Source organism: Sphingobacterium sp. UBA5670 (assembly GCF_002420705.1).
GTDB lineage: Bacteria > Bacteroidota > Bacteroidia > Sphingobacteriales > Sphingobacteriaceae > Sphingobacterium.
Map to the genome: position 1 here is coordinate 117,226 of NZ_DIIM01000021.1, position 15,281 is coordinate 132,506.

Genomic DNA, 15,281 nt, shown 5'->3' on the forward strand with positions numbered 1-15,281 from the left:
TACTAAATTACGACCTTCGTTTGGAGAAACTGATGTGTTCTTGACGCAGGATTGCTTGTATTTTTTTATTTTAGTGGTATGAAGTCAGCCGAAAGTGTAACAGATTTTTACAAAAGACAACCAGGACTATCTCTTCCAGATAGGCCACTAAATAACACAGGAATTGGTCATTTCAATGTTTTTAGCAGAGAAACCTGTACCGTTGTATCTCCTTATAATCGTCGTGATTTTTATAAAACTTCTCTTATTATAGGAAGGGGAAAACTATATTACGCCGATAAATGGATACAAATCGATCGGCCAGCTATGTTATTTGCTAATCCAGTCGTCCCCTATGCTTGGGAGCCTGAATCGACCGAGCAGGCAGGTTGGTATTGTGTATTTACTGAAGAATTTATCCAACATAGTGAACGGATTGAAAGTCTAAAGGATTCTCCGCTTTTCAAGATAGGCAGCAACCCGATTTATTTTCCAGACGAAGCGCAGTTAGCAGAAATTTCAATTATCTTCCAGAAAATGATAACTGAAATGAACTCAAGCTATATCCATAAAGATGATATGTTGCGCAGCTACTTGCATCTTTTGATTCATGAAACGATGAAATCAAGCCCTGCGGCAAGTTTTGGATCTTACACCAATGCCTCGACGCGGGTATCAGGACTATTTCTTGAGCTGCTGGAACGACAATTCCCTATCAATACTCTTCAGCTCAGCCTACAGTTAAAAAGCCCTGCCGATTACGCACATGCACTCTCGGTACATATCAATCACCTCAACAGATCGGTAAAAGAAACAACCGGCAAAACGACCAGTATGCATATTGCAAATCGTGTGGCCCAGGAGGCCAGAGCTTTATTATTGCACACAAATTGGAATATATCGGATATTGCCTATAGCCTGGGATTTGAATATCCATCCTATTTCACCAATTTCTTTAAAAAGCAAACTGGAATGTCTCCAAACCAAGCTCGAAACAGTACTGTTTGAATTGTATAATAATCTGTTTGATTGTCTTAACTGTCTTCGTTTGGTCCATGCCTACATTTGTATTGAACAAAATGGAATCATTATGAAATATAGAAATCTTGGAACAACAAATGAAAAACTCTCTGCTATCGGACTAGGTTGTATGGGTATGAGCTTTGCCTACGGCCCTACTGACGAACAAGAGAGCATTGCCACATTGGAAAAGGCATTGGAGCTCGGTATCAATTTTTGGGATACCGCAGATATGTACGGTAACGGAGCCAATGAAGAACTTATTTCAAAAGTACTCGTTCCCAATCGCGACAAAATCTTTATAGCAACCAAATTCGGATTTCGTTTTAAAGACGAAATAGCAGGACCAAGTGGTACTGCAAGTACCTATTTCGATGGCTCGCCTGAATGGATAAAAGTAGCGGTGGAAAAAAGTCTGAAACGTCTTGGTATCGATACAATAGATCTCTATTATGCGCATCGCGTAGATCCCAATATACCTATTGAAGAAACCGTAGGTGCAATGGCCGAATTGGTAAAAGAAGGAAAAGTAAGATATCTTGGTTTAAGTGAAGCTTCACCAGTGTCCATCAGAAAAGCTAATGCTGTACATCCCATTGCGGCATTGCAGAGTGAGTATTCGCTCCTCACACGTGATGTAGAAAAGGAAATTTTACAAACGACACGCGAACTGGGCATTAGTTTAATCCCCTATGCTCCCCTGGCACGTGGATTATTTTCAAATTTCCTGAATTTAGAAAGCCTTGCTGCAGACGATTTTAGGAGAACCTTGCCACGTAATCAAGGTGAACATGCACTGAACAATGCGCAATTGGTCGCCGACTTCTCCTTATTAGCAAAAGATAAAAACTGTAGTCCTGTTCAACTCGCTTTAGCTTGGGTATTAGCGCAAGGAAATGATATCATCCCTATTCCAGGAACTAAAAAAAGAAAGTACCTCGAAGAAAATGCAGGTGCTCTCGAAGTCCAGTTATCCGATTCTGATCTAAAAAATATTAATGAAATACTCAATAAGTACCCGAATATTGGAGCACGCTACAGCGAGGGAGCCATGGCTTTAGTCAACCATTAATCTTTAGGAAATTATGAGTGGTGTTGTTTAATACCGCTCATAATTTCAACCTAACCGCAGCTTATGCTTGAAAAATAAGTAACCATTGGAGCCACTATTTTTCATTGGAGGCCACACTACGCAATGAAAAATAAAAAGAACTTCCAGCACCATAATCACTTTCGACACCAATTTCTCCACCTTGTGCTTCTATAAACTCTTTACTGATGCTTAGACCAAGACCGGTTCCTCCTTTCTTGGAGCCCGGAACACGGAAGTAACGTGCAAAAATTTTCTCCAGATATTTAGCTTCTATTCCTTGTCCATTGTCTTTTACAATAAATCTGGTTTTAAGGCCTATATTTTCAACTGCTATATGGATGACAGAATCTTCGTAAGAATATCGCACCGCATTGGAAAGGAAATTTGTCAATACCCACGCAGTTTTTTCGTTGTCAGCAATTATGCTCTTCACAGTAGGTGCTATCTCAATAGCAAAATGAATATTTTTTTGGTTGGCGGCAAATTGATTAGCCATGACGGCATATTCAATAATAGGCTGTATCTCTGTAGCATGTAAATTAATCTGAATAGAACCGCTTTCAACCTGTGTCATATTTAACAGTTCGCCTGTTATCTGAAGTAAACGGCTGGAATCATCCTTTATTCCATTTAAAAGCGTGAGCTGCTCGGTATTCAGGGGGCCTATCTGTTCATTTTCCAACAATTGAACTCCCATCTGAATCGCTGCAATAGGCGTCTTGAACTCGTGGGATACGGTACCGATAAAGTTCGTTTTTGCTAGATCGAGTTCCTTGAATGGGGTGATATTTTTTAGAATAACCACTTGACCGATCAACTTCGGTTCAAGTTCACCTGTCTGCAGAACATTGATATCGATAACATCCTTTTCGAAATAGCTTTCCCTATCGTCTGCATATATTTTAATAGCATTCTTTTCCCGATTTGCCGCAGGAACAAAGAGATCTTTAAAAATATCCCTGGCAAGATCATTTTCTTCTGAAACCGCTAACGCAGATCTTCCAAGAAGTTGATCTTTGTGCAGGTTTGTGATGCGAAGAGCCTCTTCGTTGACGAAAATAACCCTCCGGTCTTCGTCGAAACCAATAACAGGATCACGCATATTGTCCACAAGAGATTCTATTCGTTTTTTTTCCTTTAAAATTTTTTCAAGTTTACTTTCAGCATATTCCTCAAGCTTCTCTGCCATGGAATTAAATGAGGCAGCGAGTTCTGTGAATTCGCCACTGCTCTGCAAATCAATCCGTTCCTTATAATTCAGTCCGGCAATTTGCCGGATACTAGCCGTCAATCTTGCAATAGGATCAGCTATATTGGATGGCAGATTGACCAACAAAATAAAAGCGATAATAAAACAGAGTGCGCCGGCAAATGAAATGACCAAAATTGCATGTTCAGCAGTGTGATCCGCAAGAATACTCTTCCGTGAAATTGCCGTCATATTTTGCTCCATTAACAATGCAATATCCTTTCTGATGGAGGAGACAACAGTAACATCTAAAGGTTTATCTTTCAGTTGTAAAAAATGCTTCGCTATAGCATTCGTCGTTTGCTGTTCTCCCACTTCGGTAACATTTTTCCGTTGTTTGTCCAGATTGACTTCGAAGCTGGTAAAAGCAGTTTTTTCAACGGGGATTTCCTCCAATGCCAATAGCATGTTCTTTGCATACAGCAGCGTATTGTAATTCGCTGTCAGTATATTTGCGGTATCTTTTTTTAACCGGTTCACATACCAGCCACTCAAAGCAGCAAGCAAGAAGATCATGAGAAAAAGTGATCCCACACCAAAAGTAAGTTTCGTTTTTATTTTCATCTTATTCACAATTCGTCTTTATCATTAAGACAATATTATCAGATCAACGTCTTCAGTAGACAGCTGTGCCAAAAGTTTGCTAAAAATGTCTTGAGCCAGTAAAATCCTCAAAAGGGATAGCCGCGGTTTTCCGATACAAACTGTAGTGATCTTGCGGGTTTCACACAGGGCGATGATCTCCTTGGCTACGCTTCGGCTTTCTACTTTGATAATTTCTCCACCAAGTTCTGTTGCCAATTTAAAATTATTGATCAGGTGCCGTTGCTTGTTCAACGCAATCCGATCTCCACGCTCTTTTGGCAACTGTACATATAGCAAAAACCAGCTGCTATTGTAATATCCGGCCAATCGTGCAGTCTTTCGGATGACGTTTTTTGCTTTTATTTCATTGGAACTTATACAGGCCAAGAAACGCTCCTTTCGCACCCATCGTTGGGGTTGAACTTCGGTCTCTACTTTCCGCTGGACCTGGGAAGCTACTTCCTTCAGTGCCATTTCCCGCAATTGCAGAATATGCTCGCTTTTAAAGAAATTTTGAAGTGCCGCCTGAATTTTTGAAGCATCGTAGATCTTGCCCGCTTTTAGACGAACAATAAGTTCCTCGGCAGTAAGGTCAATATTAACAACTTCGTCTGCAGAATCAATAACGCTGTCGGGAACTCTTTCTTGCACTTCGATCCCTGTAATCGCTTTGACTTCCTCGTTTAAACTCTCGATATGCTGGATATTAACAGCACTGATTACGTTAATGCCCGCTTCGAGAATTTCTATGACATCCTGCCATCGTTTGGCATTTTTGCTACCTTCAATATTTGTATGCGCTAGCTCATCGATAATGACAACCTCTGGATGTGAATTCAAAACAGCATAAAGATCCAGTTCCTCCAACTGTTTGCCTTTGTAAAAAAGATGACGCCGAGCAATAATGGGAATACCATCAAGCAATTGATGTGTTTCCTTTCGATTATGGGTCTCAATATAGCCGATACGCACATCGATTCCACCCTGTAAAAGTGTATGTGCATCCTGTAGCATGCGATATGTCTTTCCGACACCAGCACTCATTCCAATATAAAGTTTGAATCGGCCTCGTTTCGATTTCCGGATCAGATCCAGAAAATGCTCAGCGCTTTTCCTTTCTTCCATTTTTAATACCTTTCATATTCAAAAGGTTCCTGCCGATCCAACACACGGCAGGAACGATTGTTTTTAAAAACTAACCGTAAGTGCAGTGACAGCTGTCACACTATTTTTAAGCAGCTTATTTGACCGATCAAGGAAAATAGCATCTTTATTCGTGAGGTTTCGCAACTCTGTACGCCAAAGTACATTCGGAAGAATAGCATAATCTGCATTTAAAGAGTAGCCAAATGTTTGAAAGCCCTGAGCCGTTCCAGTAGAAACGATAACACCATGTTTATCGTTGTAATATTCTCCTCTTGCTGTTAAGCTGAATCTTTCGGTCGTTGCATATCGTGCAATTAACACGGGCGTGTACCATACGTTGTACGTTGAGCTCCCTTTTGCTTTTTGTTCGGCTCCAATATCAAATCCGAATGTAATGCCTAGCTTTTCGTTCACTTGATAGATTGCATACAGATTATGGAAATAACGCATCTGTCTTACACTATCCGCTTTATCGCTGCCGATAAAAGAACCACTATTAATGGTCCATTTATCTGTCGGTTTATAGACCAATTGATGTCCAAATGCAGGCAAACTGCTGCCATCCAAACGTTGAATCCGCTGCCAACCGTTTAAAACAAGCCCACTTAAAAACAGTTTTCCCGAAGCGGATGTATAAGATATTTTTGCGCCAGTTTCGAAATAGGGAGAATTATCCGCAAAAATACTTCTCGTTACAGTCCAATTGTCCTTTCCTATAGCGCTTTCGAAGCCCAAATGGGAAGAAAATATTCCGGCATCGATCCATAAATTATGTTTTTTCGAGAGGCGAACACCGGCATTTGCTTCATAAATATTTTTTAAGACACCGGGTTCCGCACTGTAGTTGGCATTCATATATGTACCGACACCTAATGCAAGATTTGCACGGGTATTTGTCGTTTGGTACGTAGCTTTTAAAAGTGCCAAGTTTATGTTTACTTCATTCGTCCTGTTGTGACTATATACAAAGCCTGGGCGTATATTTCCAATTGGATTGTTAAAGTCCCGAAGGTAATATGCTTCAAGGTAACCACTTATCGCCAATTTGGTAATTTGAGTCGTATCTTGCTGTGCAAATAATTGTGTTGCCCCTGCGAGTAAACAGGCCAACATCGCTAGTTTTTTCATGTATATCGTTCTTGTAAAGTGTATGTCGATGACCCACCAGGTCAATTTTATTTTTCAACTGTCTTCTCCAAAGCAATATTTAGTTCAAGGACATTGATTTTGCGAGGTCCAAATATATTCCATAAAGGCGCCTGAACGTGAGCATCAACAAGCGAGTGTAAGCTATTTACCGATATACCTCTGGCTTTCGCAACACGATCAATTTGTATTTTTGCTGCTTCAACGGAGATATCGGGGTCCAAACCACTGCCACTGGCTGTCACCATGTCGACGGGTACCTGTGCACGTTGTATGGTCGGATTATGGACTAAAAATGTATCAATACGCGATTTCACTTCCGAAAGATACTCTCCATTAGAGGGACCTTTATTGCTTCCACCCGATCCTGCGGCATTATAATCAACTGCTGAAGGACGCGACCAGAAATAATCATCTCTCGAAAAAGCCTGGCCAATGTTCCTATAATACATTTGCCCATTATATTGTAGCATTTCCCCTTTTCCATGATTGGGCGCTATTTGCGCTATCGCCCACACAAGAGCTGGATATACAACTGAGAGCAGCAGCAATAAAATAATTGTAATTTTTATTGCCGGATATATATGTGTTTTCATCTTTGCTTATATTATTAAAAATGTATTAGATAAATAGTGAAACCAGTAGGTCTATAACCTTTATACCAATAAATGGAACGAGCACTCCACCAAGTCCAAAGACGAGTAGATTTCGCCGTAACAATGCGCTTGCACCTATAGGTTTGTATGCCACTCCCTTTAATGCCAAAGGAATCAGTAATGGGATAATAATTGCGTTGAAGATGACCGCTGAAAGTATGGCGCTTTGTGGACTACTGAGCTGCATAATATTTAAACCTTGAAGTGCCGGTATTGCTGCAATAAACAAGGCCGGAATAATAGCAAAATATTTGGCGACATCGTTTGCAATGCTGAACGTGGTCAGCGTACCCCGAGTCATCAACAATTGCTTACCTATCTCCACAACTTCAATCAATTTGGTTGGATCGTTGTCAAGATCGACCATGTTACCTGCCTCCTTTGCAGCTTGTGTACCACTATTCATCGCAACACCAACATCGGCTTGAGCAAGTGCTGGAGCATCGTTGGTACCATCCCCCATCATCGCGACCAATCGTCCGTCAAGCTGTTCTTTTTTTATGTAGTTCATCTTGTCTTCAGGCTTGGCCTCAGCAATGAAATCATCCACTCCAGCTTTTTCGGCAATATATTTGGCCGTCAAAGGATTATCTCCCGTCACCATGACAGTCTTGATACCCATTTTTCGCAATCTTTCAAAGCGTTCATGAATCCCGGGTTTTATCACATCCTGCAATTCTATGACACCGAGCACCTGTTCATTCTCTGCAACGACCAATGGGGTTCCACCATTTTGAGAGATAAGCTTTACGCGTTCATCTATTTCCTGAGGAAACAGATTTCCAGCCTTTACAATGATATTTCGAATAGCATCTGTTGCACCTTTACGAATACGTGTCTGTGCAAAGTCTATTCCCGAGCTACGGGTTTCGGCGGTAAACTTAATGAATGTAGGGTTTTCGACCTTATAGCTCGATGGGTTGACACCAGCTAATTCAACAATTGATTTTCCTTCAGGTGTTTCATCCGCCATGGAGCTCAATGTTGCTGCACGTACCATAGCTTCTTTCATGACGCCATCTGCGGGGTAAAAATTTGTCGCCTTACGATTTCCGATCGTAATGGTTCCAGTTTTATCAAGCAACAAGACGTCAATATCACCTGCCGTTTCAACTGCCTTGCCACTTTTTGTAATAACATTTGCACGAAGTGCACGATCCATTCCCGCGATACCAATTGCCGATAAAAGACCACCTATTGTTGTTGGAATCAGACAGACAAAAAGTGAAATAAACGAAGCAATAGTGATACCGACATTAGCATAATCCGCAAATGGTTTTAAGGTCACGGTTACGATGATAAACACAAGTGTAAAACCTGCAAGAAGGATCGTTAAAGCAATCTCATTCGGTGTTTTTTGTCGGCTTGCCCCTTCGACCAAAGCAATCATCTTATCCAAGAAGCTTTCGCCCGGTTCTGTCGTCACTTGTACAACAATTCGGTCTGATAAGACCTTTGTACCACCGGTAACCGAACTTTTATCTCCCCCAGCCTCTCGGATTACTGGTGCCGATTCCCCGGTTATTGCACTTTCATCAATGGTTGCCAATCCTTCAATAATCTCGCCATCCAATGGAATTACATCCCCAGCCTGACAGACAAAGACATCATTTTTTTTCAATTGGGCGGAAGAAACTATTCGGCCATCACGCAGGGTTGCGGGGGTTTCCTCCCGTGTTTTACGCAAGCTGTCTGCTTGCGCTTTACCTCGGGCTTCTGCAATTGCCTCAGCAAAATTGCCAAAGAGCAAGGTCAAAAATAGAATAACAAATACCGTAAAATTATAACCCAGTGTACCTTGTGATTTTTCTCCAGTCATTATCCATAGACAGACCACAGCCATAATCATTGTTCCGATTTCTACTGTAAACATCACTGGGTTACGGAACATTATTTTAGGATTCAGCTTCACGAAAGATTGCTTTAATGCTTGTTGTACAAGTTCTTTCTGAAACAATGTTTGTTGATTGCTCATTTTTAGAATTCTTTAATTTTATGTATTACATGGAAAAATATTCCGCAAGTGGACCCAAAGCCAGAGTTGGGAAGAAAGAGAGTGCTGCGATAATCGCAATCACGGCAAATACCATCAAACCGAATGTACTGGTATCTGTTTTTAGCGTCCCCTCTCCCTCAGGTATGAATTTCTTCTCGGCCAACAATCCCGCAATAGCTATAGGACCGATAATCGGTATAAATCGGCCGAGCATCAAGACGATACCCGTCGAGATATTCCACCAAATTGTATTGTCTCCAAGCCCTTCAAAGCCACTGCCATTGTTCGCTGCAGATGAGGTATATTCATATAATATTTCGCTAAAACCATGGAATCCGGGATTGTTTAATGTAGCAGCACCCTGGGCTGGAAATGCCGTAGCCAGTGCCGTACCGACAAGAATTAGAAAAGGATGGGCAAGGGCAACAATCATGGCGATTTTCATCTCCCGTGCCTCGACTTTCTTACCCATAAACTCTGGCGTACGCCCTACCATCAAGCCACTGATGAAAACAGCCAGTATAATAAAGATGAAGAAATTGAGTATGCCAGCTCCCACACCGCCATAAAAGGCATTTACCATCATGGCTATCAGCTCGTTCATTCCAGATAAGGGCATATAACTATCATGCATCGAATTGACTGAACCTGTCGAAATCATCGTTGTAACAATACTCCAAAACCCCGATGCCGCTGCACCAATACGTATTTCTTTTCCCTCCATAGCGCCCATCGACGTGTCAATCCCCATCTGCGCAATAGCCGGATTTCCAGCCATTTCCATTTTTATATTTGGGATTGCCAGAATGAGAAAACCAATGGTCATCACAGCAAACATCATCCATGAAAATTTACGTTTGCGAATAAAAAAGCCAAAGGCAAATATCATTGCCATCGGGATAATAAACTGGGCGATCATTTCCACCATGTTGGTCAAATAATTAGGATTCTCGAGTGGATGCGCACTGTTCGCGCCAAAGAAACCACCCCCATTTGTGCCCAGATGTTTAATTGGGACAAAGGCTGCTACTGGTCCCCGGCTTACCTGTACAGTATCTCCGGTCATTGTCACCATGCTGTCCTTACCTTCGAATGTCATAGGCATCCCTTGGAATACGAAAATGGTAGCAACCAACACAGAAAGAGGCAGTAAAATCCGTGTACATGATTTCACAAAGAAATCATAAAAATTACCCAATTGGGTTGTTGTTTTATCCCTAAAAGCTTTGAAAATAACCACTGCCGCAGCCATTCCAATCGCCGCTGTCACGAACTGAAGAAACATGAGCCAAATTTGTCCGAGGTAGCTCACTCCAGATTCCCCAGAATAGTGCTGAAGGTTACAGTTGACCAAAAAGGATATGCTGGTATTAAAAGCCAGATCAGCAGTCATTCCTGGATTCCCATCTGGATTTAAAGGTAGATGTCCCATATTCATCAGAATAGCCATGCTCAACAAAAACCAGACTAAATTGATTGTCAAAAGAGCAACGAGATGCTGTTTCCAGGTCATCTGGAGACTAGGGTTAATTCCTGTCACACGATAAAAAAGTCGTTCCAAGGGTTGAAATAATGGATCTAACCAGGTCCTTTCATTGCCATATACCTTAGCTATATATTTCCCAAGGGGAAATCCGAGTAGCAATGTTACGATGAACATCACTATGATTCCAAGAATCTCTGTATTCATTTCTTTAATTGATTTGTATAAAAAGTGTATCATTACCAATCGTTAACTAACCTCAAGCCCCTTTTTCCCATTTCATTGCAGGCTGCAGTGGCATTAGTATGCGTGACGATGTAGTATGAGCAATCTCGTTATTAGAATTTTTCAGGCTTTAGAAGTACGTAACAGATATATCCAAAAACCAGTAGTGCTACAATAAATAAAGCTGTCATTTACTTTGATATTAATAGATTATGTATTTGTTGTCCTTTACGGATCTCTAAAAAAGGCACGGGCAACCGAGCTTCGATTACTGTCCAGGTATGAACGGTACTGATGCGCTGAAGACCGCCTAAGGATCTTACAAAGAGGTTTTCCAAAATATATTTGACATAGTGGTTTCCACGGCCATAAATCGTTCCGAGAAACTCGATATGCTGACAGATTTTGTCTATGTTCCGCTCTGTACTCAAGTGTCGAAGATGATTGATAACAGCCTGCAGGGCACCTGCAAAATTGTGCTTCCGAAGCAAGAAATTAATCTCTGTTCGGATTTCCCTATAATGAAGGGCCATATACAAACCTGCCCTGTATTGATTTAATTTTTTCATGTTATGAATAGAACTATACTTCAAAATCTAACCGACATAGAGCTGAAAAATCATCGCGATAATCAACACCACTAATATGACCTTCGCTATGCGGTCTCCCGATATATTGTGAGGGGAACCTGTGCCCTTATTTTCTTCCTTCTCTTTCATATTTTCTCTTTCATATTTTCTCTTTCATATTTTCTCTTTTATATTTTCTCAAAAAAATCCACCATTTTATAGAATAACCAGAAACAAAAAATTCCAGTTATGAAGAGTATGATTGTCATTACCATTGTTAAATTTTATTATTGATTCGCGATTTCTTTTTTTAAATTTCCAGTACATACTAGTAGCTGTGATAATCAGTCCTTTGGAGGGCTCTTGCCACATACTTTTCTTTTTCGTTCTGTTTCCATTTTTATTGTCATTTGTCCCATTAGGCCAAACCCTGTTCCATTATGTTAAAAAAAAACATAAAACACTGTTAATCAAGTTAAATGAAAATATAGACAATAAAACAAAATTGGTTGATCCTATCATTTTGATAAGGTTATTTTATCAAAATGAGAATGATTATCCAGAAAGCTGAAGCGAAAGTTTGTGGAAAGATTCGAGAATGAAGATGAAAATAGGTGAGCTTGAGAAGGGCGGTAATGAGGAGCTTTGTGTAACAAATTTGCAAAGGAGCTTAATATTGTTGCCAAAAGTTCACATTAAAAATTATTTTAGGGATACTTAATTTAAAGAGACACTTATACAAATTTAACAATGATAAACTTAAACCTTTTCAAAAAAATTATCTTCTCAGTCTGTATGGGCTGTGTTTTACTCTCCTGTCAAAATGAAAAAAGCAGCCCCAATACATTGACGGAAGAAGAGCAAAGTAACGGCTGGCAACTTTTATTCGATGGCTCAACGCTCAATAATTGGCATACCTACAACAATAGTAAAAATGCACCGGCAGCCTGGGTTGTTAAAAATGGAACTATTTATTGCGATCCAAACAACGAAAGCCAGAAATATGATTTAGTATCGGACAAAGATTACAAAAATTACGAGTTCAAATTTGAATGGAAGCTTGAAAAAGAGGGGAATAGCGGTGTTTTTGTCAATGTACAGGAAAAACCGACTATTGATGCTACCTACCATTCAGGACCTGAATACCAATTGTTAGCCGATTCCCATCCTGATTTCGATAAGCCCTTAAAGCGTTCGGGTTGTCTTTATACATTTCTACCGCAGCAAAACTTTGTCAATGTGAAGGCGCAAGACGATTGGAATGAATCAAGTATCATTCAGAAGGATGGAAAAGTTACGTTTTACCTCAATGGTAAAATCACCGCTGAAATGGATTTTAATTCAAATAAATGGAAAGATTTAGTAAAACATAGTAATTTCAAAGACTATCCGGAGTTTGGTCAGCATGTTAGCGGAAAACTAGCGCTGCAGGATTGGTCAAGAGGTGTTTCGTTTAGAAATCTAAAAATAAAACCATTATAGTTAAAAAAGTCCTTAGCGTGTGCTAAGGACTTTTTTAATACTGACCTTGTTCCCTCCTTCCGAGCAGTTTCTCTCTATCTCCTTTCAATCCGTGTGTCTATCCAAAAACAATCCCTATCCTGCCGAAATAAATCAACCGGCCTTTGGTGATTGTAGATAAGTTCTTCCAAGGCATTAAAATTATAACGAAACATATCTTCATCTTTTGATTGAATGGGACGGAGAATTGAATCTTCGTCATCAATAAAAATATCAGATTCAAAAATATTGATTTGATGCGTACTCACCCAAGCAATTGCTATCTCTTTGCTCATCCGCTCCAAAGCTTTTGTTGCTTCCTGGTATTGTTTCATTTCCCAAGGAAGATCTTCGGGATAATGCGAAGCAATATAGTCTTGGTAGGCTTTTATATTACCTTCGCGGAGACATTCGTTGCGAAGCAATAATCTTGTTGTATCACGAGCAAAGCTAATATACTCCGGCCGCATAAATAAGCCGTACCTTTTACTATACAATTCTATTTTTTCCGCTAGTTCTTGCCTCATAATTTAATTATCCAGCAAAAATCATCCCAACCTACTCTTTTATAGGGAGTTTTGGCTAAAAAAAGAGATTTTAGATTTTCACAAATAATTAACTTATGCAAATTGAACTTAGATTGTTGTTTTTCCGTCGATCATAATATAAATATCAAGTCCAATGATTTTAAAATAGTTTTAAGCCGACAATTCCTGCAACAATCAATGTTGCCGAAAGAAGTCTAAACACATTGGCTGAATCTCCGAAAAAAAAGATTCCAACCACTAATGTTCCGACGGCTCCCAAGCCTGTCCATACGGCATACGCTGTGCCGATAGGAATCGCTTTTTGTGCATAAAACAATAGTCCACCACTAATACTCATGGAGACGATAGCCAATATGATCCAACCAAATTTATTTGAGTCTGGCTGTTGAGCCATTTTCAAACCGAGTGGCCATCCAATTTCAAAAATGCCAGCGACAATCAATGCAATCCAATTCATTTTCAATAGTTTAAATTTCTAAAAACAAAGATAATCGCTATTCGAAAGGCTTTTTTTGACTTATATCAAAATCGTATGCTTATCGCCTTATACGGCTAAGTGTTTCTTGTGTAATACCTAAATAAGATGCAATGTGACCAAGATTAATTCGATTTATTAAATTGGGTTGCAGGCGTATGAGAGACTGATAACGCTCCGCCGCTGATTCAGTATGCAATGACATAATCCGTTCTTCGAGAATAATGCAAACCTCTTCAGCAATCTTTCGTCCTATCAGATTTAGCTCAGGATAAATTCTATACAATTCATTCAAATCGTCTACAGAAATTGCATAGATCTCCGAATCTTCCAGAAATTGGATATTTTCAAAGGACGGTTTTTCCGTATAAACAGGCAGGATTGATCCAAAAATTTGATTTTCCTCACCAAACCAACTATTCATTTCGCGTCCATTTTTTAAGAAATAGGCGCGGATCAATCCCGTACTCAAAACAAAATAGCTTGATAGATGCTGTCCTTCTCTCAAAAAATGCTCGCCCTTTTTCTTAAAAAAATAACGTGTTCTTTTTTCTACCTCCGCCGATATCACTTCATTGAGATAACCATATTTTTTCAATTGTTCGATTAGTGGATTCATCCTCTTATCGATTAAAATCAGTCATAGCTCATCAAATTATCTACGTGATTATACAGGAGAAGTTCCGTATACGGATCGCCCTTAATTTCCAATAACCTGCAAAATGCAGGTTCAGTTTTTATCCCGCTTCTCTTCAACTGTCTGACTTTCTCAGCAAATTCTTCACCTCTTAGTTGTATAATTTCATATTCTTTTAGCATATGTAAATATCCATTCTGATTTTCAGTCGCTTTGTCGGTCGCATAAATTTCAAAAAGCTGCTCTTCAATCGAGAAACTGCATACAATCACATTGCTTTCAGCCCGCTGCAGCTGAAAATGCGCATGCCGCGAAAAATTAAGACACAGCATTTTTTCAAGAACATCAAAATCTTGTACATATAGGATGATGTCAACATCACTTCCAGAAACATCGATATCGATCGGTATCGTACCAACTACGATGGGATCATAACCTTTAAGGCAATCAACAATTTGATAGTCATGCAGTAAACGATAAATATTTCTCTGAACTTCATTTCCAGTCTGCAAATAGTCTATATTTCTAAAATTAATAGTCATATACAAAGGTGTAATTCATTCCCTCTAAACAATTTGAATATACTAAACAACAGAAGAAACTGTAAGCTTATGATATCAAAATGCGATAAGTATTTATCTTTATTAACGCCGATGAGCTCCTTAGAAATAATTCCCACTTTTCCCTACCTGCTGATTGTTGAAGGAAAATATTTGGACCAGGTTCAGCTGGAAGCAGGGCAACGTCTTCGAATGAAAACATTATCTATTCATCCACATGAAGACCTCCCGATAAATACGATTGAAGATATCCTTCAAGCCGCCTTAAATCTCTATCGTGATGGCATAATTAAAATTAAAAAATAAACCTAAGCCACTAAGATCTAGTCGACAATATTACCCTAAAAAAGCGAACTACACAAGCAGATGTAAAAACTTTTAAATAATATTTGCTTAACACAAAATCAACAATAC

At 39.6% G+C, this 15,281-nt stretch carries 17 protein-coding genes; 4 read left to right on the plus strand and 13 right to left on the minus strand.

What is annotated here, in order from left to right; all coding sequences use genetic code 11:
- Positions 1–78 precede the first annotated feature (78 nt).
- On the plus strand, positions 79–987 hold the full coding sequence (locus B3C94_RS18455; protein ID WP_293906409.1) for a helix-turn-helix domain-containing protein: 909 nt from the start codon (positions 79–81) through the stop codon (positions 985–987).
- An 82-nt stretch (positions 988–1,069) separates the two neighbouring features.
- Positions 1,070–2,071, plus strand: a complete 1,002-nt coding sequence (locus tag B3C94_RS18460; protein WP_293906411.1) for an aldo/keto reductase — start codon at positions 1,070–1,072, stop codon at positions 2,069–2,071.
- Positions 2,072–2,165: 94 nt separating this feature from the next.
- Here the strand turns inward: B3C94_RS18460 and B3C94_RS18465 are convergent, their stop codons facing one another.
- The 9 genes from B3C94_RS18465 to B3C94_RS18505 form a co-directional block, all read right to left on the minus strand.
- Positions 2,166–3,905 (minus strand): HAMP domain-containing sensor histidine kinase, encoded by a 1,740-nt coding sequence (locus tag B3C94_RS18465; protein WP_293906413.1) that lies wholly within the window; start codon positions 3,903–3,905, stop codon positions 2,166–2,168.
- Between the two features lie 24 nt (positions 3,906–3,929).
- The gene (locus B3C94_RS18470) at positions 3,930–5,051 is read right to left on the minus strand and encodes a sensor protein KdpD (RefSeq protein ID WP_293906415.1); all 1,122 of its coding nucleotides are present in this window, start codon (positions 5,049–5,051) and stop codon (positions 3,930–3,932) included.
- 63 nt (positions 5,052–5,114) lie between these two features.
- Complete coding sequence (locus B3C94_RS18475; protein ID WP_293906417.1) at positions 5,115–6,200, minus strand: porin; 1,086 nt, start codon at positions 6,198–6,200, stop codon at positions 5,115–5,117.
- Between the two features lie 47 nt (positions 6,201–6,247).
- Positions 6,248–6,814, minus strand: coding sequence for a K(+)-transporting ATPase subunit C (locus B3C94_RS18480; RefSeq protein ID WP_293906419.1), 567 nt, complete (start codon positions 6,812–6,814; stop codon positions 6,248–6,250).
- Between the two features lie 25 nt (positions 6,815–6,839).
- Positions 6,840–8,849: a potassium-transporting ATPase subunit KdpB gene (gene kdpB / locus B3C94_RS18485; protein WP_293906421.1), complete on the minus strand. Its 2,010-nt coding sequence runs from the start codon at positions 8,847–8,849 to the stop codon at positions 6,840–6,842.
- A 25-nt stretch (positions 8,850–8,874) separates the two neighbouring features.
- Positions 8,875–10,560: a potassium-transporting ATPase subunit KdpA gene (gene kdpA / locus B3C94_RS18490; RefSeq protein WP_293906423.1), complete on the minus strand. Its 1,686-nt coding sequence runs from the start codon at positions 10,558–10,560 to the stop codon at positions 8,875–8,877.
- Between the two features lie 131 nt (positions 10,561–10,691).
- The gene (locus B3C94_RS18495; RefSeq protein ID WP_209575115.1) at positions 10,692–10,769 is read right to left on the minus strand and encodes a potassium-transporting ATPase subunit F; all 78 of its coding nucleotides are present in this window, start codon (positions 10,767–10,769) and stop codon (positions 10,692–10,694) included.
- A complete protein-coding gene (locus B3C94_RS18500; RefSeq protein WP_293906425.1) occupies positions 10,770–11,147 on the minus strand; it encodes a DUF7674 family protein in 378 nt (125 codons plus the stop codon).
- A 27-nt stretch (positions 11,148–11,174) separates the two neighbouring features.
- Positions 11,175–11,297 carry a hypothetical protein gene (locus tag B3C94_RS18505; RefSeq protein WP_293906427.1) on the minus strand — a complete coding sequence of 41 codons (123 nt, stop codon included), beginning with the start codon at positions 11,295–11,297 and terminating at the stop codon, positions 11,175–11,177.
- Between the two features lie 600 nt (positions 11,298–11,897).
- Here B3C94_RS18505 and B3C94_RS18510 point away from each other — a divergent pair.
- A complete protein-coding gene (locus tag B3C94_RS18510; RefSeq protein ID WP_293906429.1) occupies positions 11,898–12,629 on the plus strand; it encodes a 3-keto-disaccharide hydrolase in 732 nt (243 codons plus the stop codon).
- 74 nt (positions 12,630–12,703) lie between these two features.
- Here B3C94_RS18510 and B3C94_RS18515 read toward each other — a convergent pair whose 3' ends face one another.
- The 4 genes from B3C94_RS18515 to B3C94_RS18530 form a co-directional block, all read right to left on the minus strand.
- The gene (locus B3C94_RS18515) at positions 12,704–13,174 is read right to left on the minus strand and encodes a hypothetical protein (RefSeq protein WP_293906431.1); all 471 of its coding nucleotides are present in this window, start codon (positions 13,172–13,174) and stop codon (positions 12,704–12,706) included.
- 160 nt (positions 13,175–13,334) lie between these two features.
- Entirely contained in the window at positions 13,335–13,652 is a 318-nt protein-coding gene (locus tag B3C94_RS18520) for a DMT family transporter (protein WP_293906433.1), read from the minus strand.
- Positions 13,653–13,731: 79 nt separating this feature from the next.
- Positions 13,732–14,289: a Crp/Fnr family transcriptional regulator gene (locus B3C94_RS18525; RefSeq protein WP_293906436.1), complete on the minus strand. Its 558-nt coding sequence runs from the start codon at positions 14,287–14,289 to the stop codon at positions 13,732–13,734.
- 17 nt (positions 14,290–14,306) lie between these two features.
- Positions 14,307–14,849 (minus strand): DUF4269 domain-containing protein, encoded by a 543-nt coding sequence (locus B3C94_RS18530; protein ID WP_293906439.1) that lies wholly within the window; start codon positions 14,847–14,849, stop codon positions 14,307–14,309.
- A 69-nt stretch (positions 14,850–14,918) separates the two neighbouring features.
- Between B3C94_RS18530 and B3C94_RS18535 the strand changes: the two genes are divergently transcribed.
- Positions 14,919–15,173 (plus strand): hypothetical protein, encoded by a 255-nt coding sequence (locus B3C94_RS18535; protein ID WP_293906441.1) that lies wholly within the window; start codon positions 14,919–14,921, stop codon positions 15,171–15,173.
- Positions 15,174–15,281: the final 108 nt, after the last annotated feature.

Bases quoted from the DNA above. Each gene is read 5' to 3' on its own strand.
- B3C94_RS18455 (WP_293906409.1), top strand. From the start codon at position 79: ATGAAGTCAGCCGAAAGTGTAACAGATTTTTACAAAAGACAACCAGGA.
- B3C94_RS18460 (WP_293906411.1), top strand. From the start codon at position 1,070: ATGAAATATAGAAATCTTGGAACAACAAATGAAAAACTCTCTGCTATC.
- B3C94_RS18465 (WP_293906413.1), bottom strand. From the start codon at position 3,905: ATGAAAATAAAAACGAAACTTACTTTTGGTGTGGGATCACTTTTTCTC.
- B3C94_RS18470 (WP_293906415.1), bottom strand. From the start codon at position 5,051: ATGGAAGAAAGGAAAAGCGCTGAGCATTTTCTGGATCTGATCCGGAAA.
- B3C94_RS18475 (WP_293906417.1), bottom strand. From the start codon at position 6,200: ATGAAAAAACTAGCGATGTTGGCCTGTTTACTCGCAGGGGCAACACAA.
- B3C94_RS18480 (WP_293906419.1), bottom strand. From the start codon at position 6,814: ATGAAAACACATATATATCCGGCAATAAAAATTACAATTATTTTATTG.
- kdpB (WP_293906421.1), bottom strand. From the start codon at position 8,849: ATGAGCAATCAACAAACATTGTTTCAGAAAGAACTTGTACAACAAGCA.
- kdpA (WP_293906423.1), bottom strand. From the start codon at position 10,560: ATGAATACAGAGATTCTTGGAATCATAGTGATGTTCATCGTAACATTG.
- B3C94_RS18495 (WP_209575115.1), bottom strand. From the start codon at position 10,769: ATGACAGCTTTATTTATTGTAGCACTACTGGTTTTTGGATATATCTGT.
- B3C94_RS18500 (WP_293906425.1), bottom strand. From the start codon at position 11,147: ATGAAAAAATTAAATCAATACAGGGCAGGTTTGTATATGGCCCTTCAT.
- B3C94_RS18505 (WP_293906427.1), bottom strand. From the start codon at position 11,297: ATGAAAGAGAAGGAAGAAAATAAGGGCACAGGTTCCCCTCACAATATA.
- B3C94_RS18510 (WP_293906429.1), top strand. From the start codon at position 11,898: ATGATAAACTTAAACCTTTTCAAAAAAATTATCTTCTCAGTCTGTATG.
- B3C94_RS18515 (WP_293906431.1), bottom strand. From the start codon at position 13,174: ATGAGGCAAGAACTAGCGGAAAAAATAGAATTGTATAGTAAAAGGTAC.
- B3C94_RS18520 (WP_293906433.1), bottom strand. From the start codon at position 13,652: ATGAATTGGATTGCATTGATTGTCGCTGGCATTTTTGAAATTGGATGG.
- B3C94_RS18525 (WP_293906436.1), bottom strand. From the start codon at position 14,289: ATGAATCCACTAATCGAACAATTGAAAAAATATGGTTATCTCAATGAA.
- B3C94_RS18530 (WP_293906439.1), bottom strand. From the start codon at position 14,849: ATGACTATTAATTTTAGAAATATAGACTATTTGCAGACTGGAAATGAA.
- B3C94_RS18535 (WP_293906441.1), top strand. From the start codon at position 14,919: ATGATATCAAAATGCGATAAGTATTTATCTTTATTAACGCCGATGAGC.